Source organism: Allobranchiibius huperziae, from assembly GCF_013410455.1.
Lineage (GTDB): Bacteria > Actinomycetota > Actinomycetes > Actinomycetales > Dermatophilaceae > Allobranchiibius > Allobranchiibius huperziae.
This window is the reverse complement of sequence record NZ_JACCFW010000001.1, coordinates 1285050-1311480: the sequence shown is the minus strand read 5'-3', so window position 1 is coordinate 1311480 and position 26431 is coordinate 1285050. Positions and strand designations below refer to the sequence as shown.

The following is a 26431-nucleotide window of genomic DNA, read 5'->3' as shown; positions in this document are numbered from 1 at the left end:
CCGACGCCCTTCGGCGCGAGGTGAACTTTAGCAACGCCGGGCGGCGCACACAAAAGCAGCGCGCCGGTGAGCTGCGCCGGGCCGATGAGAGCGTGCGTCAGAGACCGACCTGATCGCGCAGTTGCGCGGTCAGCTGGTCGATCCGTGCGAGCACTGCCGGGTCGTCGGCGGGAGTCTGGCGACCGAGCACCGTCTGCTCGAAGAGCCGGCCGTCGCGCAGATCCTTGCGGATGACGACCCGCCCGGACCGGCGCGGGCCTGGCAGGTCCAATGGCGACGCCAGCACGACGCTCGCCTGCACCCGCTCGTGGAAGGTCTCCGGCAGGCGGGTGTCCTGCCCGCGGAAGGTGTACTGGCCGGCGTGCCGGCCGTCGACCCAGGTGACGGTCAGCGTCCAGGTGTCCGGGTCCCACTGACCGGCGTCGACGTCGTACCAGTCGCGTTGCATCACAACGGTGTCCGCAGTCGCGACCACGAACCGGTACGTCGTGGCGACCACCTGCGCACCGGTGTTGTCGTCCCGGGCGAAGGTGAGGACGCGCTCGCCCCGTGCGAGGTCGAGCGCGTCCCGTACGTCGTCGGGCAACTTCGGGCCGCGTCGTGGGCCCAGGCGTTCACCCGATCCGAACACCGGTCAGGACCGGATCCTGCGACCGGTGGCGCCCAGGTAGATCGCGATCAGGATGACCGCGACCACGATACCGACCAGGAACGGGATGATCTTGAAGCCACCGTTGTTGTTGTCGTAGCCCAGGCGGTAGCAGACCCACGACCCGATGGCCGAGCCGAGGATGCCGAGGATCGTGGTCATGATGCAGCCGAGGTTCTGCTTACCCGGCATCACCAGTCGTGCGAGCGCGCCGACGATGAATCCGACGACGATCGCGCCGATCACTGTTCCGATCATGGGTGTGGCTCCTTGTCCCTGCGGTGAACCCGGCGGTCGTTGCCGTCGGGGAATGTCCTGCCCTGACTGTGCACGCACGGCCGGGCTCGTGCAAACCCTGTGTGCAGGAAAGAGGTCAGTCCAGGCTCGCGCGCAACAGCGTGAGGTCCTTCTGCAACTGGGTGAGCCGCTGCGCGACCTCGCGGGACGATGCCGGATCGGATCGGCGCAACTCGCTCATCGCCGTGTTGATGTCGCCCTGCAGGGCGACCTCGCGCACCCGGACGAGCAGCGAGCGCGCGTACCGCTGCTGCGGTGCGCCCGTGACCGGGTCGAGCCGGGTCGGCAGCGTCGCGACGGCGTACCGGAAGAGCAGCTGGTGCACCACCTGCGGTGCGTTCCCGCGTACGTCGTCCAGCCACGCGGCCGGCGTCCGCTCCCCCGGCGGACCGGCTGCCATCACCGCCGCGAAGAGCGATCGGTGGGCGGGCGCGGTGAAGTCGGTGTCGCGCACGGCGGCCAGCTCCCGCGCCGGCACGCTCGCGGGGAACTGCAGGAGGCACTCCAGCAGCTGGGACTCGGCACGCACGATCGGGTCGCGATCATCGGGGGCCGGCATGCTGGGATCGGCCGGTGGTGCGTCGTCGTGGGGAGCGTCGTCGCCGTCCGGCGTGCGCCGGCGGTCCTGGGGGCTGCCCGTGCGCCCCGCACCGCTGCCCGCGCGGGTGACCTCGGCACGCAGATGGTCCTCGGACAGGCCGACCCAGCCGGGCGCCGTCCGCAGGTACTCGGCCCGCATCGCCTGGTCGCGCACCGCGGCGATGATCGGTGCGATGGCGCGCGCGCCCAGCACGCGTCCCTCCGGCGAGTCCAGGTCGAAGCGCCGCAGCGTCGTACGCACTGCGAACTCGAACATCGGTGTCGCGTCGTCAACGAGCGCACGCACGGCGCCGTCCCCGCCGGACAACCGCAGCTCGCACGGATCCTGCCCGTCGGCGGCGACCGCCACGAACGAGCGTGCGTCCCACTGCCCGTCGAGTTCGAAGGCGCGCATCGCGGCCTTCTGCCCGGCGGCGTCACCGTCGAAGGTGTAGATCACCTTGGCCGGCTGCTGATCGGGTGCGTCGCGCAGCAGTCGGCGCAGCGTGCGCACGTGATCGGCGCCGAACGCTGTGCCGCAGGTGGCGACGGCCTGCTCGACACCGGCCAGGTGAGCAGCCATCACGTCGGTGTAGCCCTCGACGATCACGGCCTTGCGGTCGCGGGCGATCGCCTTCTTGGCCAGGTCGAGCCCGTAGAGCACCTGGGTCTTCTTGTAGATCGGCGTCTCGGCGGTATTGAGGTACTTCGCCTCGATGCGGTCATCGTCGAAGATGCGCCGCGCGCCGAAGCCCACCGGGTCGCCGGTGATGTCGTGGATCGGCCAGACCAGCCGCCCGCGGAATCGGTCGTAGAGCCCACGGCCCCGACCTACCAGACCCGCCAGGACGACCTCGTCATCGCGAAAACCCTTGTCCCGCAGGTGTTGTGCTAGCACTTCACCGCCACGGGGAGCGAAGCCCAGCCCGAAGTGCTCGGCCACCGACCGGTTGAATCCGCGCTCGCGCAGGAAGTCGCGCGCGGTGCGCGCGTCGGGCGCGGAGATGAGCGCCTCTGCGTAGAACTCGCTGGCGACGCGATGTGCTTCGACGAGCCGGGTACGCCGACCTGCCCCCTCCTCGCGCGGGCGGGCGCCGTCCTCGTAGTGCAGCTCGATCCCGGCGCGACCGGCAAGCCGCTCCACGGTCTCGGAGAAGGTGAGGTGCTCCACCTCCATCATGAAGGAGATGACGTCGCCGCCCTTGTCGCACCCGAAGCAGTGGTAGGTGCCGTTGTCCGGGCTGACGGTGAACGAGGGCGTCTTCTCGTCGTGGAAGGGGCACAGGCCCTTCAGGGAGCGCGGTCCGGCGGACTTCAATGTCACGTGCTCGCGCACCACGTCCTCGAGCGAGGAACGCTCCTTGACGAGGGTGACGTCCTCCGCCTTGATCAGCCCCGCCACCAGCTACCTCTCGTGCGCCTCGTCGTCGCGGTGATTCTACGGGTGCGCCTCGCGCACCGGTGCGCTCGTCCACAGGGGACCTCGCGCCGCCGTGAGCAGCCTGGACCCACCGGTCAGCCGGCGATGCGGGCGACGACGTCCACGGCAGGCCCGGTGCGGGCTGATGCCCATCCGCTGCCCGCCCACAGGGCCACCCCTTGCGGGTCCTCCAGTCGGGCAGCCGCAGCTCGCAGTGGCGCGGTCAGCTGATTCACCCCCGGATAGACGGCGGGTGCGGCATCGCCGTAGCGGTCCACGAACTCGTTTCGCAGGCCGCGCGCCGGTCGGCCGCTGAAGGCGCGGGTCACGACCGACTGGTCCAGCGAGGGCTCGGTCAGCCCCGCCCGATGGGCCGCGCTGGTGCCCGCTTCGTCGGTGAGCAGGAACGCCGTGCCGCACTGCACGCCGATCGCGCCGGCGTCGAGCGCGAGCCGAGCCTCCCGGTTGCCCATCACTCCCCCGGCGACGAGCACCGGGAGGCTGGTGACGGTGCGCGTCTCGCGGAGGATCTCGGCCCATTCCCGGTCGAAGGGGATGGTCTGGACCGCGTGGGTGCCGCGGTGGCCGCCGGCTGCATATCCCTGCACGACCAAGGCGTCGGCGCCTCCTCGCGCGGCGCGGGTCGCTTCGTCGGGATCGGTCACGGTGACCACCACGCAGCTGCCCACGCCGTGCAACCGCTCGACGACCTCACCGTCCGGGACTCCGAAGGTGAACGACGCCAGGGGCACTCGCGCCTGCACGAGTGCGGTGATCTTGTCCTCGTAGGCGTCGTCGTCGGCCCAGTCGACGCGCGGCAACTCGACCTGCAGCTGTCGTGCAAGCGGCGCGAGGCGGTCGCCGTACCGCAGCACGGCCTGCTGCGCGGATGAGCCCGGTTGCTCGTCGGGCGGCGCCGGGACGAAGACGTTGACCCCGAACGGGCGGTCGGTGAGCTCGCGGGTGCGTTCGATCTGGCGCGTCACGTCCTCCGGCGAGCGGTATCCGGCCGCGAGGAAGCCGGTGCCCCCAGCTGCACACACGGCCGCAACCAACTCCGGAGTGGACGGACCGCCGGCCATGGGGGCCGCGACCACGGGGCGCTGCAGCGCCGGGAACGGGATCATGACCACAGTCTGGCCAATTCGAGGGCGCGCGGGTCGGTCAGGGACGCGACTTGATCGATCACGACCCGCAACCGCGCGTCGTCGTCGTCGGCCCGTCGCAGATCCTCGGCGAAGAGCGGATCGAGCCGCGTCGGGTCCTGCAGGTAGGCATCGGCGAGTTGGGCGATGACCTCCTGCTGCATGGCCAGCAGCCGCACCCGGGTCTCGGTGAGCCGTACGAACCGAGCGTTGATCGCCTTGAGCATGACGCACTCGGCCAGCACCGTCTGCGGAATGACCACCCGGGCGGCGTACCGGGTCGCCGGACCCACGCCGTACCGGTCGCGCGTGGCACCGGTCGCGGCGCTGACGAAGTGACCGATCAGCCGGCTGGTCATGTCCTTCAGCGCGGCGACGTCGGCGCGCGAACGATCGTGTGAGCGGGGTATGACCCCGCTGCCGACCAGGTCGGCCAGCGAGGCGGCGAGCAGGTCGACGTCCAGCTGCGGCGCGTACGTCGACTGCGCGAGCTGCGCCAGGGCAGAGCGTTCCTCGCTCGACCAGAGCGCGTGCAGCGGCACCAGCCCGGAGGTGATGCCATCCTCCACGTCGTGCACCGAGTAGGCCACGTCGTCAGCCCAGTCCATGACCTGCGCCTCGAGGCACGGCTCGCCCGTCGGGGCTCCGGCGCGGACCCAGTCGAAGATCTCCGCATCATCCGCGTAACAGCCGAACTTCGTTGTCTCGAAGGAGCTTTCGCCGCGCCGCCAGGGATACTTGGTCGCAGCGTCCAGGCACGCGCGCGTGAGATTGAGGCCCACCGACCGTCCGTCGTCCCGCGCGCGCTTGGCCTCCAGGCGGGTGAGCACCCGGAAGGTCTGGGCGTTGCCCTCGAAGCCGCCGGCGTCCTGCGCGATGCGGGCCAGCGCGTTCTCGCCGTTGTGGCCGAACGGCGGGTGTCCCAGGTCGTGCGCCAGGCACGCCATGTCGACCACGTCGGCGTTGCATCCCAGGTCGGCGCCGAACTCCCGGCCGATCTGCGCGACCTCCAGGGAGTGCGTGAGGCGGTTGCGGATCAGCTCGTCGGTGTCGGGCGGCAGGACCTGCGTCTTGGTCGCAAGCCGGCGCAGCGCACCGGAGTGCAGCACGCGGCCCCGGTCACGGGCGAAGTCGTCGCGGTCGGCACGCTTGAGGGCGGGGTCCTCGCGCAGGAAGCGCTCGGTGTCGGCAGAGGTGTAACCCGGCGCGTGGGTGGACTCGAGATCGGCGCCGACGGATCCGCTCATGCGGGCGGGGCGCCCAGGGAAGCGACCACCTGCTCGGTGAACTCCGCGAGCCATCCGCGCTGCCCCGCGTTCCAGTTGTCGGCCACGGGGTCGACCGGGAAGAAGACCCCGGTCTCGTCGGCGCCGACCAGGGCCAGGTCGGGACCGTCCGCGTCGGTCGCCACGCGCCAGGACACCTCGGTCCGCCGCTGCACGTGCTCACCCATCGCGATGCCGATCATCGTGAGCACCTGGGTGGGGTCCGTGCGCTCCGCAGCCGGGGTCTCCTGCACCGAGGTGAAGTAGTCCTCGTAGGCCTTCTCCATCGAGGACGCGTCATCGATGTCGATACCGGCCCGCTCGGCGTCAGCGATCCATCCCGTCAGAGCGCGATGCGCCGCCCGGTCCAGCGGTTGGATGCGGATGTCGTTGTCGCTCAACGTGTCCCCACAGAGTCGTAGCGCACCTGTGCTCGCGCGCGGGCCTTGGCCGCTTCTTCCTCGCGCTTCTTCGGAGGGGCGGTCGTGACGAGGGAGTCGATCAGCTCACGGCTGGCCTCGGTGACCCGTCGTACGGCGCGATCGAACGCCTCCTGGTTGGCGGCGGACGGCTTGGTCGTGCCCGCGATCTTGCGCACGTACTGCACGGCTGCGGCATGGACTTCGTCGTCGGTGGCAGGTGGAGCGAAGTTGTTGAGAGGGCGGATGTTGCGGCACATGCCGTCCAGGCTCGCACATGTTGCCACCCCACCGGGAGCGCCTAGTCTGCAGGCATGCAGCGCGCTCTCCGTCCGCTCATCGGCGCCGCCGCCCTGCACGACTGGTTGACCGGCGAGCGCCCGTCTCCGACCGTGCTCGATGCGCGGTGGGTCCTGGGTGCACCGAGCGAGCGACCGGCGTACGACGCGGGTCATCTGCCGGGGGCCTCCTGGGTGGAGTTCGAGCAGGTCTGCTCCGGCGAGCCGGGAGCAGGCGGGCGACACCCGATGCCGCAGATCGAGGTGTTCGAGGCAGCGATGCGAGCCGCCGGGGTCGACAACGATCGACCGGTCGTCATCTACGACCAGGCCAATTCTCTTGCCGCCAGCCGATGTTGGTGGCTGCTGCGCTACTTCGGCAAGGAGGATGTGCAGGTGCTCGACGGCGGCTACGCGGCCTGGACCGGCGCCGGCCTCGAGATCACCACCGACGCCCCCTCCACCGATGGAGACTTCGTCGCCACGACAGGTCACGTCGCGCTGCTCGACGCGGACGGCGCGGCGGAGTACGTCGAGCGTGGGGTGCTGCTGGACGCGCGACCCGCCGCTCGCTACGCCGGCCGGGAGGAGACCATCGATCCGGTCGCCGGGCACATCCCCGGCGCGCTCAGCTCCCCCGCCCTGGAGAACGTCCAGGACGACGGCAGATTCCTGCCGCCGGACGATCTGGCCATGCGGTTCACCGCCCACGGGGTGCGCCCGGAGACCGACGTCGGCACCTACTGCGGGTCCGGCGTGCAGGCGACTCACCTGGCGCTCGCTCTCGAGGCCTCCGGCATCCACCCGCACACGGCGGTCTACATCGGCTCCTGGTCGCACTGGATCACCGACCCCGACCGCCCGATCGATGCGGGGTCCGACGCCTCGACAGACCAGACCGCTCGCTGACCGCAGCGTCGCCTTCGCCCGGACGACGTCCGCGCCACACTGACGGCGTTCACGTTCGTTGACGGTCTTCGAACGCCGTCAACGGTGGCGAACGCCGTCACCGTCGTGCCGCGCCGCTCAGCCGCCGGAGACGGCCAGTTCGGCGAGCGCGATCTCCGCGTGCTGACGATCGTCGATCGATCGTGACGTCAGCCAGCCGTCCGGGAGCACGACGCGGCGCTCGGAGCCGGCCCGGCCGCGCTGACCCTCGGCCGGCTCCCCCGGCCAGGGCTGATCGAGGTCGAGGGAGTCGATCAGGGCGTCCAGGGCGTCGAGCGAGTCGACGAGCGCAAGGCTCGAGCGCAGCTCGCCGCCGACCCGGAAGCCCTTGAGGTACCAGGCGATGTGCTTGCGGATGTCGCGGCAGCCCTTCTCCTGCGACTCGTAGAACTCGCAGAGGTACTCCGCGTGCCGGCGCAGGGTGTCGGTCACCTCACGCAAGGTCGGGACCACCTGCACATCGCTCCCGGCGAACGCGGCCGCGAGGTCGGCGAAGAGCCAGGGTCGGCCCAGGCAACCGCGCCCGACGACCACGCCGTCGCACCCCGTGGCGCGGACCATCGAGATCGCGTCCTCCGCCGACCAGATGTCACCGTTGCCGAGCACCGGCACCGTGGTGACGACCTCCTTCAACCGGGCGATGGCCGACCAGTCGGCGGTGCCCGAGTACGCCTGCGAGGCCGTACGCGCGTGCAACGCCACCGCTGCGGCACCCTCGCCCTCGGCGATCCTGCCCGCCTCCAGGAAGGTCAGGTGGTCCGGGTCGATGCCCTTGCGCATCTTCACGGTCACCGGCACGTCGTACGCCGACGCCTCGCGCACCGCTGCCGACACGATCGCCCGGAAGAGCTCGGTCTTCCACGGCAGCGCGGACCCGCCGCCCTTGCGGGTGACTTTCGGGACCGGGCAGCCGAAGTTGAGATCGATGTGGTCGCAGCGGTCCTCACTCACGAGGAGGTGCACGGCCTGTGCGGTCGTGACGGGATCGACGCTGTAGAGCTGGATCGAGCGTGGCGACTCGTCGGGATCGTGCTTGATCAGGCGCATGGTGAGCGGCGTCCGCTCGACCAGTGCCCGGGAGGTGATCATCTCGCTGACGTAGAGGCTGTGCGCGCCCGTCGCGGCGGAGCCGGCGTCGCCGTACTCACGGCACAGTCGACGGAACGCGCGGTTGGTGATGCCCGCCATCGGCGCCAGCACCACCGGGGTCTCGATGGTGTGGCGGCCGATGCGCAGCGGAGGCAGAAGAGCAGTCATAGCGTGCGCAAGTGTCTCAAACGGGCGCGTCGGGCAGCGGCGCCAGGTGCAGGGGCAGCCGGCTCAGCGCTTGCCGAACAGCAGATCCCGGAAGTCCGGCACCGCGCTCAGCTCGCTCTGCGCGGGGGCGGGGACGTCCTCGGCGGCCGCCGCGTACGTCGTGCAAGCGTTCGCGCCGACCGCCGCGACGAGCTGGCCGGCGGCACGGTCGATCCTGCGTGCCAGGCCCGCGTCGGCGAAGTCGTCGGTCGCGGCGAAGATCCCGGTGGCGACCGGTTCGGCCTGCAGATAGGCGAAGAGCGGGCGCATCGCGTGGTCCAGCATCAACGAGTGCCGCGCCGTGCCACCGGTGGCGCCCAGCAGTACCGGAGTGCCCGCGAGTGCCGTCGGCTCGAGCAGGTCGAAGAACGACTTGAACAGGCCGCTGTAGGAGCCCGCGAACGTGGGCGTGACGACGATCAGGCCGTCGGCCGTGCTCACGCCCTCCAGGACCTGTGCGAGTCGCTCGCTCGGGAACCGTGTCACCAGGTGCGCGGCGATGTCCTGGGCCAGATCCCGCAGCTCGACGACGTCGATCTGCAGCTCCTGTCCGCGACCGACCTGCACCTGGTCACCACGGGCCTTCGCCAGTTCGCGGGTGGCGGCCACGATGCGGTCGGTCAGCAACCGGGTCGACGAAGGGACAGACAGGCCGGCCGTGACGGCGACGATGCGCTGGACCATGTCAGGCCCCCTTGATCTGCAGCGCGTCGTCCACGACGGAATCCTGCTGGACGGTCACCGACGGCAGGACGTGGGCGTTGGCCGAGTCGGCGCCGGCCGCGACGAGCTCGGCGTGGGTGGGCGCGTGAGCCGGCACGTCAGCGGGACGCAGGGCGTCGAGCTCCTTGCGCAGGACGGGCACGACCTGTTCCCCGAGCATGTCCAGCTGCTCCAGGACCGTCTTCAGCGGAAGTCCCGCGTGGTCCATCAGGAAGAGCTGCCGCTGGTAGTCGCCGACCGCTTCGCGCATCGTCAGGTAGCGCTCGATGACCTGCTGCGGAGATCCGACGGTGAGCGGCGTCTGTGCCGTGAAGTCCTCCATGCTCGGCCCGTGGCCGTAGACCGGCGCCTCGTCGAAGTACGGACGGAACTCGCGCACCGCGTCCTGGCTGTTCTCGCGCATGAAGACCTGACCGCCGAGGCCGACGATGGCCTGGTCGGCGCGACCGTGGCCGTGGTGCTCGTAGCGCTCGCGGTAGAGCTGCACCATCTGACGCGTGTGACGCAGCGGCCAGAAGATGTTGTTGTGGAAGAAGCCGTCGCCGTAGAACGCGGCCTGCTCGGCGATCTCGGTGCTGCGGATCGAGCCGTGCCAGACGAACGGCGGTACGCCGTCCAGCGGGCGGGGCGTCGAGGTGAAGCCCTGCAGCGGCGTACGGAACCTGCCCGACCAGTCCACGACGTCCTCGCGCCAGAGGCGACGCAGCAGGTGGTAGTTCTCGACCGCCAGGTTGACGCCCTCGCGGATGTCCTGACCGAACCACGGGTAGACCGGACCGGTGTTGCCGCGACCCATCATCAGGTCGACGCGGCCGCCGGCGAGGTGCTGCAGCATCGCGAAGTCCTCCGCGATCTTCACCGGGTCGTTGGTGGTGATCAGCGTGGTGGACGTCGACAGCTTGAGCGTGCTCGTCTGCGCGGCCAGGAAGCCGAGCATCGTGGTCGGCGAGGACGGCACGAACGGCGGGTTGTGGTGCTCCCCGGTCGCGAAGACGTCCAGTCCGACCTCTTCCGCCTTCTTGGCGATGGTCACCATCGCCTGGATGCGCTCGGCCTCCGTCGGGGTGCGACCTGTGGTCGGATCGGGCGTGACGTCGCCGACGGTGAAGATTCCGAACTCCATGAAGACTCCTGGTCGAGTGCAGTGTTGGTGACGTGTCAACTACCTCAACCGTAGCGCATCGCGAACCATTCCCGGCTTCGAGGAGAACCACCTGTTGGTTGTCAGCGGATCCGTGACGTCGGCACCACGAAAACGCTGACAACCGCGCGAATGCGCAGCGGAGAACTTCGTGGGGCGACGCGTCGGGGTCCCCGCGAAGTATCGGAGCGCAGCGGAGAACTTCGTGGGGTGACTTACAGCCAGCCGTTGCCGTCGGCGATCTGGACCGCTTCGGCGCGGTTGCGGGCGCCGGTCTTCCCGATCGCGGCCGACAGATGGTTGCGCACGGTGCCTTCGGACAGGAAGACGCGTTTGGCGACATCGGCGACGGTGCCGCCCTCGCGCGCGGCGAGCAGCACCTCCGACTCGCGCCGGGTGAGAGGCGACTCGCCGGCGACGAGGCTGTCGGTGGCGAGCTGGGGGTCGACCACCCGCAGGCCCTGATGCACCCGGCGTACGGCGTCGGCGAGCTCGGTCGCGGGCGTGTCCTTCACCACGAAACCGGACGCGCCGGCTCGCAACCCGCGCCGCAGGAACCCCGGCCGGCCGAAGGTCGTCACGATCAGCACCCGCACCCCGGGCAGGGCCTCGCGCGCCGCGGTCGTGGCGGCGATGCCGTCCATCCCGGGCATCTCGACGTCCATCAGGATGACGTCGGGACGGTGCTCGCGCGCAGCGGCGGCGACCACGTCACCGGAGCCCACCTGCGCGACCACCGTGAGGTCGGACTCCAGCTCCAACAGGGCCGCTAGTGCGCCACGCACCAGAGCCTGGTCGTCGGCGAGCATCACGCGGATCGTCATGCGGTGGAGGCCTTCTCGGGCAGTCGGTCGGATGCGGCATCGTCCGGCGCGGCCATCGTGAGGGCGAACCCGTGCGGCTGGACGCTCTCGGTGACCAGGCGGGTGCCGGCGGCCAGCGCGCGCTCCCGCAGCCCGATGATCCCGTGACCGGAGCAGCCGGCCGCGGCAGTGCCGACTCCGTCGTCGCGGACCGTGACGGCGCGGTCGCCGACCTCGATGGTGCACGACCGCGCGCCGCTGTGCCGAATGACGTTGGTGACGCCCTCGCGCACCGTCCACGCGAAGACCTCGCGTAGATCGGACGGCACGCCGTCGGTCGCCGTCGGCAGATCGGCGCGGATACCGGCTGCTCGCAACGCTTCCCGAGCGCGGGCCAGCTCCCCCGACAGGGTGACCTCGCGGAATCCGGTGACGGTGCGGCGTACGTCGGCGAGCGCGTCCCGCGACAGGCGCTCCAGGTCGGCGACCTCGGCGCGGGCCCGCTCCGGATCGACGTCGATGAGCTTGCCGGCCAACTCGGCCTTGACCGTGATCACCGTGAGGGAGTGGCCGAGGATGTCGTGCAGGTCGCGCGCCATCCGGTTGCGCTCCTCGTCCACGGCCAGCCGAGAGTTCTCCCGCCGGCTCGCTTCGAGCTGGTTGGCCCGACCGCCGGCGATCCGCCCGGCGAAACAGGCGACCGTGGCGAAGGTGAGCCCGATCAGGGATCCGGAGTCGAACTTCCACCCGGGTATCTGCACCGACGCCCAGGCGTAGCCCACCCCGATCGCGATCGAGGTGACGACGGCTGCCCGGATGGAGAACGTCCACATCGCCGAGACGCCCACGAAGACCAGCGTCGCCGCGGCGCTCTGACCGACGGCCACCATCGCGATCAGCGATAGCGCGGCCAGGACGCCGTAGCGTGCCAGCGACCGGGGGTCGCGCGTCGGCAGCTCCCGGACCGTGGAGCTGCCGAAGAGCTGCCAGCGCATCATCCAGTGCCGCAGGTAGACCGCGGCGAAGGCGAGTACCGCCACTACGCCGACCCACCCTCCGGGTCGGTCGAGGTTCCGGAGGGCGTCCCAGAGCGGGCTGATCAGCCAGAACAGCCAGATCCCGGCCCAGAACAGCCCGATGAGGGGGGCATCGCCCTCCTCATCGCTGCCCCAGGCGCGTCGCCGCAGGGTGGCGGTCAGTTGCTCACGACGGTCCACGGAGCCAGTTTCTCAGACCCGACCGGTGTCGCGGCGGAACAACCAGACCGCCGCGCCACCGAGAACGACCGCCCACCCGACGATGTTGAGCACCCACATCCACGACCCCGACCACCCGGCCAGGCCTGCGTGCGCCATCGACGTCACGCCGTACATCGGGGTCCATCGGGCGAACAGGTCGAAGGAGTGCCCGAAGACCGGCTGCGGGATGAAGACCCCGCCTCCGAACGCCAGCACCGTCATCGCCATGCCCAGTACCTGCATGGCGTTCTCCGATGGCAGCAGGAAACCGACCGCGAGGCCGAAGGCGGCCATCAGCATCGAGCCGATCCAACTGACCACGAACGCGAGCACCAGATCGCCGACCGGCGCGTGGGCCCCGAACGCCAGACCCAGTCCGTAGACCACCACCAGCGGGATCACGGACACGGCCGAGGAGACCAGCACCTTGGTGATGATGTACGCCGAGCCGCGCAACGGGGTGAGCCGCAGCTGCCGCGACCAGCCCTGCGCGCGCTCCACGGCGACACCGGCCGACGTCGACGCGTTCGCGACGAAGGCGCCGTAGAGAGCGAGCGAGATCATCAACCACGCGGACGCGTTGCCGGCACCCGCGTTGAAGCTGTTCGCGCGGAAGACGAAGAAGAAGATGACCGGCAGCACCACGGTGAAGAACATCGTGCGTTTGTTGCGCAGGATGCGCATCAACTCGATCCGCAACAGCGTGCGGTTGAACCCGCCGTACGCCGGTGCGGTGCGGTCGAGGGAGATGTTCCCGCCGACCGGTCCCTGGGTGGTCGTACTCATGCTCGTTCTCCTTCGTTGTCGTCGGAGGTCAGCGTCATGAACGCCTCCTCCAGCCCCTGTGCGGTGATCTCGAGATCGCGCGCTCCCATCGACGTGAGCAGCACGCGGGCCACTGCGTCGCTGTCGCGCGCGCCGATGGTGACGGACTCGCCCCGGATGTCCAACGCCTCGACGCCGTCGATCGCCAGCAACGCGGCGCGGTCCGGACGATCCAGCGTCGCCCGGATCGTGCGCCCGCTCGTGCGCGCCTTGATCTGCGCGCCGGTGCCGTCGGCGACGACCTCTCCGTGCCGCACCAAGACGATCCGGTCGGCGTACTGGTCGGCCTCTTCGAGGTAGTGCGTGGCGAAGAGCACCGTGCGGCCCCGGCCGGCGTCGCTGCGGATCGCCGACCAGAAGTCGCGCCGGCCCGTGACGTCCATCCCCGTGGTGGGCTCGTCGAGCACGAGGAGCGCCGGGTCGCTCACCAGGGCCATCGCGAACCGCAGCCGCTGCTGCTCGCCGCCCGAGCACTTGCCCACACGCTGATCGCGGATGCCCCAGATGCCCGCCCGCTCCAAACACTCCTGCACGTCGCGGGTCTGCACGAACAGGCTCGCGGTCAGGTGCACCGTCTCCTCGACGCTCACGTCGCGCAGCAGACCCCCGGTCTGCATGACCGCCGCGACCAGACCGCGCGAGACAGCGTCCCGCGGCGACATCCCGAGCGTGTGCACGGCGCCCTCGTCCGGCCGGCTCAGCCCCAGGATCATGTCGATGGTGGTGGTCTTCCCAGCGCCGTTCGGGCCGAGGAAGGCCACGATCTCGCCCTGCTCGATCTGCAGGTCGATGCCGCGGACGGCGTGCAGGTCCCCGAAGGACTTGTGCACCCCGTCCAACTGGATCGCGGCTCCCCCTGCGAGCCGCGTCCCGTCGGTCTTCGTATGAGTTCTCGTCATCATGCGTTCAGACTGTCGGCCACGACGCCGGCGGCCATGGGGGCGCCGTCACGAGAGCGCCATGACAACTGTCACGCGGCGGCCACGTATTCTTCGGGTCCGTGTCACCCACCTCCGCCGACCCGCGCCCCAGTGTCCACAGCTCAGCCCTCCGCGTCCGCATCGAGCACGCCAGCGACCCTGTGCTGCAACGCCTCTCACGTCTACCGTCCAACACGGTCGTCATCGTGCTGCTGGTCCTGCTGGTCGCCGGCCTGGTCGTGCGCGGGTGGGTCGGCGCGGTCCTCATCGGCGTCGTCGCCGTGGCCCACGGCTGGGGCATCTACCTGGCCTGGCCGCGACTGACGGGACTGGAGCGTCAGATGCGCTTGGCTGTACTGCTGCTCGCGGTCGCGCTCGCCGTGGTGTGCCTCATCTCCGCCTTCCGTTGAGCGTCGCCGTACGATGGCTACCTGAGAACGATCCTCATCGACTCCTGCAGGAGGCCCGGGTATGACGACCACCAACTCCGGTCGCCGCGTCACCCCCCAGCGTGCCGCCGTCGAGGGAGCCCTCGACCGGCTCGACGACTTCGTCTCCGCACAGGACCTGCACGCGCGGTTGCGTGATTCAGGTGCCGGCATCGGGCTCGCCACCGTCTACCGCACCCTGCAGGCCATGACCGCGGACGCCGAGGTCGACGTCCTGCGCACCAAGGACGGCGAGGCGGTCTACCGCCGCTGCTCCACGGGACATCACCACCACCTCGTGTGCCGGGAGTGCGGACGTACCGTCGAGGTCGAGGGGCCCGCTGTCGAGCGATGGGCCGCGAAGGTCAGCGCTGACAACGGATTCCGCGAGATCGAGCACACGGTGGAGATCGTCGGCGTCTGCGCCGACTGCCCCGCCTGACCGGAATCGCCTCGGGCCTCATTCCAGCGCGGAGAACGGCTCCGGGTAGACGACGGCGCCGCGCAGGGTCTGATCGCGCGCCTCGTACGTCGTGAGCAGCCGCACCTGGGCGGCCCGCGCCGGAGCCCAATCCGGGAGCGGGAGCGTGAGCCCGTGGTCGCCCGCGAAGCCGAAACCTCGTGACCCGTAGTACGCCGGGCTGCCCTCGAGGACGATGAGGGGCTCGTGTGCCGCCTCCGCGGCAGCGACGGCCGTGTCGATGAGCGCCGTGCCGATGCCGTGGCCCTGGTGGTCGGGAGCGACCGCGAGCGGGGAGAGCATCACGATGGGCCGCAGTCCCGTGGTGCTGCGCACCCAGCAGCCGTCGAGCATGACGTGCCCGACCACCTGCGATCCGTCGATCGCCACGAACGACATCGGGGGCCGGTAGCAGGCGTCGTTCCTGATCGCGCGCACCAGATCGGGCTGCAGGTCGGACTCGAAAGCGGCTCGCACCACGTCGTGGATCGCGTCGAAGTCGGCGGGCCGCTCCGGACGTATCGTCACTCCGGGCGGCACCGGCGGGTCACCGTGCGGCGTCGACCGCGCCGCCGAAACGACGGTCGCGGTCCACGAAGATCTGGATCGCGCGCCACAGGTCGAGCCGGTCGAAGTCCGGCCAGAGCGTGTCGAGGAAGACCAGCTCGGCGTACGCGGACTGCCAGAGCAGGAAGTTGCTCGTGCGCTGCTCGCCCGAGGAGCGCACGAAGAGGTCGACGTCCGGCATGTCGGGCCAGTCCAGATTGCGCGCGATGGTGCGCTCGTCGATGCTCGACGGCTTCAATCTCCCCGCCTGCACCTGTTCGGCGATCCGGCGGGTGGCTGCGGCGATCTCGGCGCGGCCGCCGTAGTTGACGCACATCTGCAGTGTCATCACGGTGTTGCCGGCGGTCATCTCCTCGGCGCGCTGCAACTCCTTGATGACCGAGCGCCACAGCCTCGGCCGCTGTCCGGACCACCGGCAGCGCACCCCCCAGGAGTGCAGCAGGTCGACCCGGCGGCGGATCACGTCGCGGTTGAAGCCCATCAGGAAGCGCACCTCGTCCGGCGATCGGCGCCAGTTCTCGGTGCTGAACATGTACGCCGACAGGTTGGGCACGCCCGCCTCGATGGCGCCGGCGATGACGTCGATGAGTTGCGCCTCGCCTGCCTCGTGCCCCTTCGTGCGAGGCAGTCCGCGTGCGTTGGCCCACCGGCCGTTGCCGTCCATCACCATCGCGATGTGTTGCGGGACAAGCCCCTTGGGGATCGCAGGCGGTCGTGCGCCGGTCGCGTGCGCGGGCGGCGAAATTGGTGGCGTCACGACAGCGCGACCCCCACGGCGGGCGGCAACGGCTCGACGTAGACGGGGTGGTCGACCAGTCGCAGGGAGCGCACCCCGCGCTCCAGGTGCCACTGCAGGTAGGCCGCGACCAGCCCGTCGGCCTCGCGCCGGGCGCGCTCGTCGGAGCGTTCGGCCTGTTCCCAGTCGCCCGACAACAGGGCGGCGAGCAGCTCGAAGGTGCGTGGATCGGGGGCCGACGATCCCGGCGTACGGCACGAATGACACACGGCCCCACCGGCGGCCAGGTTGAACGCCCGGTGCGGTCCGATCGCGCCGCAGCCCGCGCAGTTGACGAAGGTGGGCGCCCAGCCGGCGATCGAGACCGCACGCAGCAGGTAGGAGTCCAGGACCAGGTCGGTCGGATGGGTCCGGCCGGCGAGCGCCGCCAGCCCGCCGGCGAGCAGGTTGAACTGCTGGACCACCGGCTCGTGCTCCTCGCTCAACCGGTCGGCGGTCTCCAGCATCGCCGTGGCAGCGGTGAAGGCCGGGTAGTCACGCGAGATGTGGTCGCCGTACGACGCGATCATCTCGGCCTGGGTGACCGTGTCGAGCGAACGCCCCTCGTAGCACTGCAACTCCACGACCATGCCCGGCTCGAGGCGCGCGCCGAAACGGGACTTGGTACGCCGCACCCCCTTGGCCACCGCGCGCACCTTGCCCCGTCCGCGGGTCAGCATCGTCACGATCCGGTCCGTCTCACCCAACTTGTGGGTGCGCACGACGATCGCGACGTCCTTGTAGGTGGGCATGGTGACTCCATTGTCGCTGATGACCGCGCGGAGCCACGGTGGACACGCGCCTACTCTGAGCGGATGCCGCAGCAGACCTACGACGTCGTGATCGTCGGTGGGGGCCACAACGGCCTCACCGCCGCCGCCTACCTCTCCCGGGCGGGCCTGTCGGTGCTGCTGCTCGAACGATCTGACCATCTGGGCGGGGCCTCGGTGTCGGCAGAGGCGTTCCCGGGCATGGGCGCCCGGCTCAGCCGCTACTCCTACCTCGTCAGCCTGCTTCCTCGGCAGATCATCGACGACCTCGACCTGCGGATCACCCTGCTCCGACGCCGTTACTCCTCCTACACACCACAGCCGGGCACCGACCGAGGCCTGCTGATCGACCATGGCGACCCCCTGGCGACGCGGGCGTCGTTCGAGGCGCTCGGAGCCGGCGACGATGTCGAGGGCTGGGACCGCTTGTACGCGCGTACCTCACACCTGGCGCAGGCCCTCTGGCCCACGGTCACCGGGCCGCTCCCCCTTCGCAGCGACGTGGCCGCGCTGGTCGGCGATCCCTCGATCACGCGGGACTTCCTGGAGCGACCGCTCGGTGAGGTCATCGAGTCGTCGGTGACCGACGACCTGGTCCGTGGGGTGGTGCTCACCGACGGGCTCATCTCGACCTACGCGTCGGCCCACGACGAGGACCTGCAGCAGAACATCTGCTTCCTCTACCACGTGATCGGCGGGGGCACCGGCGACTGGGACGTGCCCGTCGGTGGCATGGGCGCGGTGAGCGGGGCGCTCGAGGGGGCCGCGCGGCGTGGTGGCGCGGAGCTGCGCACCGATGCCGAGGTGCTGTCGGTGGGCGACGGCACCGTCGCCTGGCGCAGCGCCGCCGGGGACGAGTCGAGGGTCGTGGCCCGCCACGTGCTGTGGGCGGCCGCTCCGGCCGTGCTGGACCAGCTGATGGGCGCCGAGCCGGCCGAGCGGGCCGAGGGTGCTCAGGTGAAGGTCAACCTGCTGCTCTCGCGGCTGCCGCGGTTACGCGACGCCGCGGTGCCGTCCGCCGCCGCGTTCGGCGGCACATTCCACATCAACGAGACCTACACGCAGCTCGAATCCGCCTACCGCACAGCGCTTTCGGGCGCCCTGCCGCAACCGGTGCCCGCCGAGATCTACTGCCACTCGATCACCGACCCGAGCATCCTGTCGCCCGGTCTGCAGCAGTCGGGAGCACACACCCTGACCGTCTTCGCTCTGCAGACGCCCGACCGGTTGCTCGACGGGGCCGACCTCGACGCCGCACGCACGACGTACGAGCGGTCGGTGCTCGATTCGCTGTCCAGCGTGCTCGCCGAACCGATCGAGGACGTCGTCCTCAGGACGCCCGACGGGCGGCCCTGCATCGAGACGAAGACGACCCGAGACCTGCAGGACGCCCTGACGATGCCCGGCGGCAACATCTTCCACGGGCCGCTGTCCTGGCCGTTCGCCGAGGACGACGAGGCGCTCGACGACGCGTCTGCACGGTGGGGCGTGCGGTCGGCGTACGACGGAGTGCTGCTCGCCGGTGCCGGATCGCGCCGCGGTGGCGGGGTCAGCGGGCTCGGCGGATACCACGCGGCACGTGCGGTGCTGGAGGCCCGGTCCGGCCACGCCGGGTGACCTAGACGAACGCCGACAGACCGGTGCAGGCGCGACCGACGATCAGGTTGTTCATCTGACTGGTGCCCTCGTAGGAGTAGAGCGCCTCGGCGTCGGCGAAGTAGCGCACGGCGTCGTTCTCCAGCAGGATCCCGTTGCCGCCGAGGATCTCGCGCGACCGGGCCACGACCTCGCGAGCGCGGGTGGTGGTGAACGACTTGCACATCGCGGCCTGCTCGTCGTGGAAGACGCCCGCGTCCTGCAGCTGCGCGACCCGCACGGCCATCCCCAGACTGGCGGTGATGTCGGCCGCCGACCGGGCGATCAGGTCGGAGATGAGCTGGAAGGAGCCGATCGGCTTGCCGAACTGCACCCGTTCCTGCGAGTAGGCCACGGCCCGCTCGAACGCGCCGAGCATCAGCCCGACCGCGCTCCACGCGACACCGCCGCGCGTGAGGCGCAGCACCTTGGCCGTGTCGGCGAAGGAGTTGGCGTGCTCCAGCTTGTTGGCCGCCGGCACTCTGCAGTTCTCGAAGGTCAGGTCGGCGTTCTGCACGGCACGCAGGGCGTACTTGCCCTCGATCTTGCTGGCTGAGAACCCCTCGAACTCCTTCTCGACCAAGAAGCCCTTCACCTGATCGTCGGCCTCGTCCTTCGCGTAGACGACGATCACGTCGGCGAAGGTGCCGTTGCCGATCCAGCGCTTGCCGCCGTTGATGATCCAGTCGTCGCCGTCCCGGCGCGCGGTCGTCTCCAGACCGCCGGACACGTCGGATCCGCCGTGCGGCTCGGACAGCGCGAACGCGCCGACCTTCTCCATCCGCCGCATCGCCGGCAGCCAGCGCGCCTTCTGCTCCTGCGACCCCAGGATCGAGATGCTGCCCATCGCCAGCCCGCTGTGCACGCCGAACATCGTCCCGGTGGACGGGTCGACGCGCGCGAACTCCATCCCGAGCCAGCCGGTGAGCACCTTGCTCATCGCGGGGCGGTCCTCGAAGTCGTAGCCGAGGCCTACGACGTCGAGCTCGGCGAGTCGGGGCAGCAGGTGCCGCGGCGATTCCGCGGCCTCCCAGAACTCGTTGGCGCGCGGGCGCACCTCGGCCTCCAGGAACGCACGCACCCGGCGTACGACGTCGTTCTCGCGGTCGGTCAGGAGCTCCTGATACCCGTACAGATCGGCTGCCAGGAAGTCCTCGCGCAGCGGCGCGACGGGCTGGTGCTCGTGGTCGCTCATGCGTCGTCTTCCTGGGTGCGTCGTGCCCGGTCACCGAGGATCTCCTCGTTGTGCTGCCCGAGGGTGGGCGTCGGTCGGGTCACGGCAGCCGGGGTGCGGCTGAAGCGGATCGGGATGCCGATGGAGCGGTAGCCGCCCTCCGTGGGGTGCTCGGCGACGTCGAGCAGGTGACCGTCGCGTACGTAATCCGACTCCGTGGCGTCCTCGATCTGCAGGACCGGCGCCATCGGGATGCTGTGCTCGGCGCACAGGGTCTCCCACTCGGCGGTCGTGCGTTCGCGGGCGATGCGCTCCAGCTCGGTGTAGAGGACGGACATGTCCTCGCGCACCTTCGCCCACGAGACGAAGCGCGGGTCCTCGTTGAGGTCACCGTGCCCCGACGCGACGAAGAAGTCACGGACGTTCTTCTCGCTGTAGGGCAGGATGCACGCCCAGCCGTCCTTGGTCTCGACGGCCGCGTGGCCGGTGCCGAGCGAGCGGTAGAAACCGGTCGGCCCGACCGGCGGCTCGAAGGTGTGCCCGCCCAGGTGCTCGACAAGGTTGAACGCGAGCATCGTGTCCGTCATCGGGATCTCGACGTGCTGTCCGAGGCCGGTCGCGCGCTGACTGATGACCGCGGCCAGCACCGAGTAGACGATGGTGAGCGCGCACACCTTGTCGGCCAGGATCGTCGGCACGTAGTTGGCGGTGCCGGTCGCGCGCAGCATCAGGTCGGTGAGACCGCTCGCGGCCTGGACGATCTCGTCGTACGCCGCACGGTCGGCCAGCGGGGAGTCCGAGCGGAAACCCTGGGCGCTGCAGTAGATGAGCGCGGGATAGCGCTCGTCGAGCGAGGCGTAGTCGAAGCCCAGGCGGGTCAGCGCGCCGGGGCGCATGTTGGTGACGAGGACGTCCGTGTCCTCCAGCAGCCCGTGCAGGTCGGCCTTGCCTTCGTCGGTCTTGAGGTCGAGCACCACGCTGCGCTTGTTGCGGTTCACGTTGAGTGCCAGCGCCCCCATCTGGGGGTGCCGACTCGGCACCGAGATGCGGGCCAGGTCGCCGTGCGGTGACTCCACTTTGATCACGTCGGCCCCGAGGTCGCCGAGGATCTGACAGGCGTAGGGGCCCATCACGACGGTGGCCAGATCGATCACACGCACGCCGGCGAGTGGCCCGGGATGGGCGTCGGTCGGAGTCTTCGGGCTGGTGGATTCAACAGATTCGGACATCTCTATAGCCTACCTATGCTCTTGTTGCGGACGCGACGCTTGAAGCGTGATTCTGCACACCCCTGGCATCGATTCGAACATACGTCTATCGTCGTGATCATGACCTTCGTGCTCCAAGGATCGCTGCTCGATCAGGTCGAGGACGTCGGGCTGCGCACCCTCGACACCGGTGTCCGTCGTACGCCGCTCTCCCACGGCGCATGGATCGACGTGCGGCCAGGATGGCTGACGGGCGCCGACGAGCTGTTCACCCGCCTCACGCTGGGCGGCGCGGCGGGAGTCGACTGGCGCAGCGAGCGGCGGGTGATGTGGGACAAGGAGGTCGCCACTCCCCGGCTGCTGCGGTTCTACGGCGAAAGCGAACCGTGGCCCGATCCGGTGCTGGCGCAAGCGCGTTCGATGTTGTCGGCGCACTACCGCGAGGAGCTGGGCGAACCGTTCACCACGGTCGGCATGTGCCTCTACCGCGACGGGCGCGACTCGGTCACGTGGCACGGCGACCGGGAGGGGCGCGCCTCCCGGCAGGACACCATGGTCGCGATCGTCTCGATCGGCGCGCCGCGGGCACTGGTGCTGCGCCCGGTGGGAGGCGGGGCCGGGCGGACCGTGCGGCACGTGCTCGGCCACGGCGACCTGCTGGTGATGGGCGGCTCGTGCCAGCGCACCTGGGAGCATGCCGTGCCCAAGACGAGCACACCGGTCGGACCGCGCATCAGCATCCAGTTCCGCCCGCACGACATCCGCTGAGGTCACGGGGTCAGCGCACGCGCATCGGCAGCGCGGCCGGTCCGTGGATGACCAGCGAACGGCGATACCGCACGGGCCTGTCTGCGCGGCGTAGTTGCGGCAGACGCCGGGCGAGGGCGCCGAAGACGACCGCCAGCTCGAGGCGGGCCAGCGGTGCGCCCAGGCAGTAGTGGATGCCGCCGGAGAAGGCCAGATGCTCGGCGGCGTTCGGCCGGGTGATGTCGAACCGGTCCGGCTGATCGAACACCGTCGGATCGCGGTTCGCTCCGCCGATCCGCAGCTGCACCAACTCATCCCGTCCGATCGGCGTGCCACGGATGACGGTGTCGTCGAAGGAGACCCGCGACGTGCCCTGCACCGGCGCGTCGAAGCGCAGCACCTCCTCGACCGCGCCGCCCGCGAGGCCCGGGTCGGCGACCAGTCGCTCCCACTGGTCCCGGTGCTCCATGAGGGCCAGCACGCCGTTGCCGATCGCGTTGACGGTGGTCTCGAAACCCGCCAGGAGCAGCAGCGTGCACAGCGGCACCATCTCCTCAGGGGTGATGGACTCGCCCTGCGCCGCCACCAGATGCGAGATCACGTCGTCGTGCGGTTCACGACGACGCAGCTCGAACAGCCGCGTGAAGACGTCTGTCAGCGCGCGGCTCGCCTGCATCAGTCGGGCGGCATGGCGCAGGGAAGTCACCCCGGACAGTGCCGTGCCGATGGCGGCGCCGTACGTCGCGAATCCCTCGGTCTCGGAGTCGGGGATGCCCATCATCCGGCTGATCACCGCGATGGGCAGCGGTGAGGCGAAGCCCGACACGAGGTCGAAACTCCCCCGCTCTTCGACGTCGTCCAGCAGGTCGTCGACCGTCTGCTCGATCAGGCCGCGGTAGCCCCGCATCTGGCGCGGACCGAACGCGGGAGCGACCAGCCGCCGCAACCGGGTGTGGTCGGGTGGGTTGTAGGTGAGGAAGGACAGGTCCCCCTCCTCGCCGCCGGGCCCGGACGCTTCGTGCTCGGCCCGGGGGCCGAAGCGGCGACTACGCAGGATCTCGTTGCATATCGCGTGATCGACCGAGGTGGGGTGTCCGAACCTGTTGCGTACGAACGGCCCTCGCGCACGTACCACCTCGTAGTTGGGGTAGGGGTCGCGCAGACGGTGACCGTAGGCGAGCTGCGACAGGGGTTCGCGCCGGACGAAGGCGTGGTAGGCGCGGGCTCCCTTGTCCGCGTAGAGGCTCGTCGCGAACCTCACGGTCTGCTTCAGCTGCGTCGCGTCGGCCATGACCACCACTCTGCCTCGTCGTGCGACCTGCCCGCGCCCGCTCAGTCGTCGAGCGCGGCCCCGATGGCCTCGGCCATCTCCGTCACCTGGTCATCGGTCATGATCAACGCGGGCGAGATCTGGATGCCACCGGCACCGACCGGCCGGGTCGACACACCGCGCAGCCGCAGCGCCTTCGCCAAGGCCATCGCGCTGGGGGCATCCGCGAGCTGAACCGCGGCGAGTGCACCTGTCCCGCAACGCACTTCGGTCACCGCAGCGTGGTGCGCCAGCGGGCTCAGCTGCTCGGTGAGCGTCTCCTGCAGCCGCAGTGCCTCGTCGAGCAGCCCCTCCTGCTCGATGATGTCGAGGTTGGCCAGAGCGACGGCCGCCGCGACGGCGTGGCCCGAGTAGGTGTAACCGTGCCGCAGCCAACGCCCTGCGTCGGTCTCGAAGAACGGCGCCGCCACCTTGGGCGCCACGAAGACCGCGCCCATCGGCACGTACCCCGAGGTGAGGCCCTTGGCGGTCGTCACGAAGTCCGGCTCGAGGCCGAAGCGCGATGAGGCGAACCAGGATCCGCCGATCCGACCGAAGCCGGTGACCACCTCGTCGGCGACGAAGAGCACCTCGTACTCACCACAGATCTTGCGGACCGCGAGCAGGTAGTCCTCCGGCGGCGGGTAGACCCCGCCCGCGCCCATCACCGGCTCGCAGAAGAACGCCGCGACGTTCTGCGGCCCGAGCCGCTCGATGGTGGCGCGCAGGTCCTCCGGGTCGTCCCAGGCGACATGCGCCTGGTCGGCGACCAGCTCGCCGTACCCGTCGTGGTTGCCCGGGATGCCGGCGAGCGACGTACCGGCGTAGTGCATGCCGTGGTAGGCCTTGTCACGCCCGACGAGGATGCGGCGGGTCGGTTCGCCGCGCTCGACCCAGTAGCGGCGGGCGATCTTGGCGGCGGTCTCGATCGAGTCGGACCCGCCCGAGGTGAAGAAGACCTTCGAGCCGGGCACCGGGGCGATCCCGGCCAGACGCTCGGCCAGCTGCACGGTGACGTCCGTGGTGAAGTCACCGAAGGTGGAGTACGCCGCGATGGTGCGCATCTGCTCGGCCGCGGCGTCGGCGAGTTCACTGCGCCCGTGCCCGACGTTCGCGAACCACAGGCCCGCCGTGGCGTCGAGGTAGCGCTGGCCGTAGTCGTCGAAGACGTAGGCGCCCTCACCGCGGGTGATGACGAACTCGCCGTCGCGCTCGACCGCGCCCATATCGCTGAACGGATGCCACAACGCGCCCATCGACGCCTCCCTACAACTCCCGGCGCGGCGTGTCCGCACCCGGTGAGACCGTATCGGGACCACCGGGTGCGGCCGCGAGGGTGTTCAGACCAGGGCGGACTCCCGCTCGGCGCGGTTGACCGCCGACAGGATCGCGGTCATCGAGGCGCGCACGATCGAGCTGTGCACCCCGACGCCCCAGATCACCCGGTCGCCGATGGCGCACTCCAGGTACGCCGCGGCCCGCGCATCGCCACCGGCGGTCATCGCGTGCTCGGCGTAGTCCAGGACCCGGACGTCGGATCCCACCTTCGCGAGAGCGTCGACGAACGCCGCGATCGGCCCGTTGCCCCAGCCCTCGACCGTGACGGGCTCGGAGCGGTCGGTCAGCTGCACCACGACGTGGTCCTGGCCTCCGACGCTGTCGACCTGGTAACCGATCGGCGCGAAGCGACCCCATGCGCTCTCGCCCTCGCCGGTGCCGGGCAGGTACTCGTCGCTGAAGAGCTGCCACAGCTGGGCGGAGCTGACCTCGCCACCCTCGGTGTCGGTGCGTCGCTGCACCACCCCGCTGAACTCGATCTGCAGGCGCTTCGGCAGGTCCAGACCGTGCTCGGCCTTGAGGATGTACGCCGAACCGCCCTTGCCCGACTGCGAGTTCACGCGTACGACGGCCTCGTACGTGCGGCCGATGTCGTGCGGGTCGATGGGCAGGTAGGGCACACCCCAGAAGATGTCGTCGACGCTCTTGCCTGCCGCCGCGGCGTCCCGCTCCATGGCCTCGAAGCCCTTCTTGATGGCGTCCTGGTGCGATCCGGAGAAGGCGGTGTAGACCAGGTCGCCGCCCCAGGGGTGACGCTCGTCGACGTCCAGCTGATTGCAGTGCTCCACGGTGCGGCGGATGTCGTCCATATCGGAGAAGTCGATCTGCGGGTCGACGCCCTGACTGAACAGATTCATGCCCAGTGTCACCAGGCACACGTTGCCGGTGCGCTCGCCGTTGCCGAAGAGGCAGCCTTCGATGCGATCCGCGCCGGCGAGGTAGCCCAGCTCGGCGGCCGCGACGCCCTCACCGCGGTCGTTGTGCGGGTGCAGCGACAGCATCACGCTCTCGCGACGGTTGATGCGCCGCGACATCCACTCGATCGAGTCGGCGTAGACGTTCGGCGTCGCCATCTCCACGGTCGCGGGCAGGTTGATGATCATCTTGTGGTCCGGCGTCGGGTCGATGACGTCGATGACCTCGTTGCAGATCCGCAGTGCGAACTCCAGCTCGGTGCCCGTGTAGGACTCCGGCGAGTACTCGTAGTAGACGTCGGTGTCGGCGACCGTCTCCTCCAGCTTGCGGCACAGCCGCGCGCCCTGCAGCGCGATGTCGACGATGCCGTCCTGGTCCATCCCGAAGACGACGCGCCGCTGCAGCACGGACGTGGAGTTGTAGAAATGCACGATCGCCGTCTTCGACCCGCGGATGGCGTCGAAGGTGCGCTCCACCAACGCGTCCCGGCACTGCGTCAGCACCTGGATGGTCACGTCGTCCGGGATGTGGCCGCCGTCGATCAGCTCGCGGACGAAGTCGAAATCCGTCTGGCTCGCGCTGGGGAAGCCGACCTCGATCTCCTTGTACCCCATCCGCACCAGGAGCTTGAACATGCGCATCTTGCGCTCGGCGTTCATCGGGTCGATGAGTGCCTGGTTGCCGTCGCGCAGGTCGACCGCGCACCAGCGCGGGGCCTCGGTGACCGTCTTGTCCGGCCAGGTGCGGTCGGGCAGGTCGACGGTGATCTGCTGGTCGAAGGGTGCGTACTTGCCGGTCGGCATCCCCGAGGGCTGCTGGGGGTGGATCATGGACTCGCCTTTGGTTGCGGTTGGGCTCGGCCCGGGCAGCACGACCTCCGCGGCGAGGAAGGCCGAAAGTCAGGCCCCGCCGCGGCAGCGAAGAAGGAGTCCGTATGCCGCACGCACGTCTGACACTGTAGGCGGCGCTCCGCGACGGCGTCCACAGGGTGGGAAGCGAGTCCACATACCGGGACGCATGGCGTCGCAGGCTGTGAAGACCCGTCGCCGTCGAGCTCCTCTCACACCCGTCATTGCGGGCACTCGCACAGGCACGGCACAGGAAGTCGCTCCCTGCACCCAGGGTGCCTTCCTACGTTCGCGACAGGCGGACATTCCAG

General features: G+C 70.1%; 27 protein-coding genes. 5 read left to right on the top strand and 22 right to left on the bottom strand.

Annotated features, from left to right (window positions below):
• Nucleotides 1–97: 97 nt before the first annotated feature.
• The 7 genes from HNR15_RS06260 to HNR15_RS06230 form a co-directional block, all read right to left on the bottom strand.
• Nucleotides 98–631 carry a hypothetical protein gene (locus HNR15_RS06260; protein WP_179480031.1) on the bottom strand — a complete coding sequence of 178 codons (534 nt, stop codon included), beginning with the start codon at nucleotides 629–631 and terminating at the stop codon, nucleotides 98–100.
• Nucleotides 632–634: 3 nt separating this feature from the next.
• On the bottom strand, nucleotides 635–907 hold the full coding sequence (locus tag HNR15_RS06255; RefSeq protein ID WP_179480029.1) for a GlsB/YeaQ/YmgE family stress response membrane protein: 273 nt from the start codon (nucleotides 905–907) through the stop codon (nucleotides 635–637).
• A gap of 115 nt (nucleotides 908–1022) precedes the next feature.
• Nucleotides 1023–2927 (bottom strand): DNA primase, encoded by a 1905-nt coding sequence (gene dnaG, locus HNR15_RS06250; protein WP_179480027.1) that lies wholly within the window; start codon nucleotides 2925–2927, stop codon nucleotides 1023–1025.
• A 113-nt stretch (nucleotides 2928–3040) separates the two neighbouring features.
• A complete protein-coding gene (locus HNR15_RS06245; protein WP_179480024.1) occupies nucleotides 3041–4072 on the bottom strand; it encodes an NAD(P)H-dependent flavin oxidoreductase in 1032 nt (343 codons plus the stop codon).
• Nucleotides 4069–5337 (bottom strand): deoxyguanosinetriphosphate triphosphohydrolase, encoded by a 1269-nt coding sequence (locus tag HNR15_RS06240; RefSeq protein WP_179480022.1) that lies wholly within the window; start codon nucleotides 5335–5337, stop codon nucleotides 4069–4071. The genes HNR15_RS06245 and HNR15_RS06240 overlap by 4 nt, the downstream gene beginning before the upstream one ends.
• Nucleotides 5334–5756: a DUF3806 domain-containing protein gene (locus HNR15_RS06235; RefSeq protein ID WP_179480020.1), complete on the bottom strand. Its 423-nt coding sequence runs from the start codon at nucleotides 5754–5756 to the stop codon at nucleotides 5334–5336. Before HNR15_RS06235 ends, HNR15_RS06240 begins: the two co-directional genes overlap by 4 nt.
• Nucleotides 5753–6034, bottom strand: a complete 282-nt coding sequence (locus HNR15_RS06230; protein ID WP_179480018.1) for a DUF2277 domain-containing protein — start codon at nucleotides 6032–6034, stop codon at nucleotides 5753–5755. The genes HNR15_RS06235 and HNR15_RS06230 overlap by 4 nt, the downstream gene beginning before the upstream one ends.
• 54 nt (nucleotides 6035–6088) lie before the next feature.
• Here HNR15_RS06230 and HNR15_RS06225 point away from each other — a divergent pair, with 54 nt between their 5' ends.
• Entirely contained in the window at nucleotides 6089–6961 is an 873-nt protein-coding gene (locus HNR15_RS06225) for a sulfurtransferase (protein ID WP_179480016.1), read from the top strand.
• 117 nt (nucleotides 6962–7078) lie between these two features.
• On the opposite strand, the gene dusB is transcribed toward HNR15_RS06225, so the two are convergent.
• From dusB to HNR15_RS06190, 7 genes are all read right to left on the bottom strand, one after another.
• Entirely contained in the window at nucleotides 7079–8257 is a 1179-nt protein-coding gene (gene dusB, locus HNR15_RS06220; protein WP_179480014.1) for a tRNA dihydrouridine synthase DusB, read from the bottom strand.
• 63 nt (nucleotides 8258–8320) lie between these two features.
• Entirely contained in the window at nucleotides 8321–8980 is a 660-nt protein-coding gene (locus HNR15_RS06215; protein WP_179480012.1) for a CE1759 family FMN reductase, read from the bottom strand.
• Between the two features lies 1 nt (nucleotide 8981).
• Nucleotides 8982–10142, bottom strand: coding sequence for an LLM class flavin-dependent oxidoreductase (locus HNR15_RS06210; RefSeq protein ID WP_179480009.1), 1161 nt, complete (start codon nucleotides 10140–10142; stop codon nucleotides 8982–8984).
• A gap of 233 nt (nucleotides 10143–10375) precedes the next feature.
• Complete coding sequence (locus HNR15_RS06205) at nucleotides 10376–10984, bottom strand: response regulator transcription factor (RefSeq protein WP_179480007.1); 609 nt, start codon at nucleotides 10982–10984, stop codon at nucleotides 10376–10378.
• The gene (locus HNR15_RS06200; protein ID WP_343048445.1) at nucleotides 10981–12180 is read right to left on the bottom strand and encodes a sensor histidine kinase; all 1200 of its coding nucleotides are present in this window, start codon (nucleotides 12178–12180) and stop codon (nucleotides 10981–10983) included. Before HNR15_RS06200 ends, HNR15_RS06205 begins: the two co-directional genes overlap by 4 nt.
• 12 nt (nucleotides 12181–12192) lie before the next feature.
• Nucleotides 12193–12987, bottom strand: coding sequence for an ABC transporter permease (locus tag HNR15_RS06195; RefSeq protein WP_179480005.1), 795 nt, complete (start codon nucleotides 12985–12987; stop codon nucleotides 12193–12195).
• A complete protein-coding gene (locus HNR15_RS06190; RefSeq protein ID WP_179483622.1) occupies nucleotides 12984–13925 on the bottom strand; it encodes an ABC transporter ATP-binding protein in 942 nt (313 codons plus the stop codon). Before HNR15_RS06190 ends, HNR15_RS06195 begins: the two co-directional genes overlap by 4 nt.
• Before the next feature lie 101 nt (nucleotides 13926–14026).
• On the opposite strand from HNR15_RS06190, the gene HNR15_RS06185 reads away from it, so the two are divergent.
• Complete coding sequence (locus HNR15_RS06185) at nucleotides 14027–14356, top strand: DUF6703 family protein (RefSeq protein ID WP_179480003.1); 330 nt, start codon at nucleotides 14027–14029, stop codon at nucleotides 14354–14356.
• 61 nt (nucleotides 14357–14417) lie between these two features.
• Nucleotides 14418–14816, top strand: coding sequence for a Fur family transcriptional regulator (locus tag HNR15_RS06180; protein ID WP_179480001.1), 399 nt, complete (start codon nucleotides 14418–14420; stop codon nucleotides 14814–14816).
• A gap of 18 nt (nucleotides 14817–14834) precedes the next feature.
• On the opposite strand, the gene HNR15_RS06175 is transcribed toward HNR15_RS06180, so the two are convergent.
• Genes HNR15_RS06175 through recO form a run of 3 tightly spaced genes read right to left on the bottom strand, consistent with a single transcriptional unit; the run spans nucleotide 14835 to nucleotide 16928 of the window.
• Complete coding sequence (locus HNR15_RS06175; RefSeq protein WP_343048444.1) at nucleotides 14835–15362, bottom strand: GNAT family N-acetyltransferase; 528 nt, start codon at nucleotides 15360–15362, stop codon at nucleotides 14835–14837.
• A 19-nt stretch (nucleotides 15363–15381) separates the two neighbouring features.
• Nucleotides 15382–16158 (bottom strand): isoprenyl transferase, encoded by a 777-nt coding sequence (locus tag HNR15_RS06170; protein ID WP_179479997.1) that lies wholly within the window; start codon nucleotides 16156–16158, stop codon nucleotides 15382–15384.
• A complete protein-coding gene (recO, locus tag HNR15_RS06165; protein ID WP_179479995.1) occupies nucleotides 16155–16928 on the bottom strand; it encodes a DNA repair protein RecO in 774 nt (257 codons plus the stop codon). Before recO ends, HNR15_RS06170 begins: the two co-directional genes overlap by 4 nt.
• Nucleotides 16929–16991: 63 nt before the next feature.
• Between recO and HNR15_RS06160 the strand changes: the two genes are divergently transcribed.
• Nucleotides 16992–18563, top strand: coding sequence for a phytoene desaturase family protein (locus tag HNR15_RS06160; RefSeq protein ID WP_179479993.1), 1572 nt, complete (start codon nucleotides 16992–16994; stop codon nucleotides 18561–18563).
• A 1-nt stretch (nucleotide 18564) separates the two neighbouring features.
• On the opposite strand, the gene HNR15_RS06155 is transcribed toward HNR15_RS06160, so the two are convergent.
• Together HNR15_RS06155 and HNR15_RS06150 are read right to left on the bottom strand one after the other, a co-directional pair.
• The gene (locus tag HNR15_RS06155) at nucleotides 18565–19776 is read right to left on the bottom strand and encodes an acyl-CoA dehydrogenase family protein (RefSeq protein ID WP_179479990.1); all 1212 of its coding nucleotides are present in this window, start codon (nucleotides 19774–19776) and stop codon (nucleotides 18565–18567) included.
• The gene (locus HNR15_RS06150; protein WP_179479988.1) at nucleotides 19773–20984 is read right to left on the bottom strand and encodes a CaiB/BaiF CoA transferase family protein; all 1212 of its coding nucleotides are present in this window, start codon (nucleotides 20982–20984) and stop codon (nucleotides 19773–19775) included. The genes HNR15_RS06155 and HNR15_RS06150 overlap by 4 nt, the downstream gene beginning before the upstream one ends.
• A gap of 99 nt (nucleotides 20985–21083) precedes the next feature.
• Between HNR15_RS06150 and HNR15_RS06145 the strand changes: the two genes are divergently transcribed.
• On the top strand, nucleotides 21084–21731 hold the full coding sequence (locus tag HNR15_RS06145; RefSeq protein WP_179479986.1) for an alpha-ketoglutarate-dependent dioxygenase AlkB: 648 nt from the start codon (nucleotides 21084–21086) through the stop codon (nucleotides 21729–21731).
• Between the two features lie 10 nt (nucleotides 21732–21741).
• On the opposite strand, the gene HNR15_RS06140 is transcribed toward HNR15_RS06145, so the two are convergent.
• The 3 genes from HNR15_RS06140 to leuA form a co-directional block, all read right to left on the bottom strand.
• Nucleotides 21742–23001: a cytochrome P450 gene (locus HNR15_RS06140; protein ID WP_179479984.1), complete on the bottom strand. Its 1260-nt coding sequence runs from the start codon at nucleotides 22999–23001 to the stop codon at nucleotides 21742–21744.
• Between the two features lie 41 nt (nucleotides 23002–23042).
• Complete coding sequence (locus tag HNR15_RS06135) at nucleotides 23043–24275, bottom strand: aminotransferase family protein (RefSeq protein WP_179479982.1); 1233 nt, start codon at nucleotides 24273–24275, stop codon at nucleotides 23043–23045.
• 84 nt (nucleotides 24276–24359) lie between these two features.
• The gene (gene leuA / locus HNR15_RS06130; protein ID WP_179479980.1) at nucleotides 24360–26102 is read right to left on the bottom strand and encodes a 2-isopropylmalate synthase; all 1743 of its coding nucleotides are present in this window, start codon (nucleotides 26100–26102) and stop codon (nucleotides 24360–24362) included.
• Nucleotides 26103–26431: the final 329 nt, after the last annotated feature.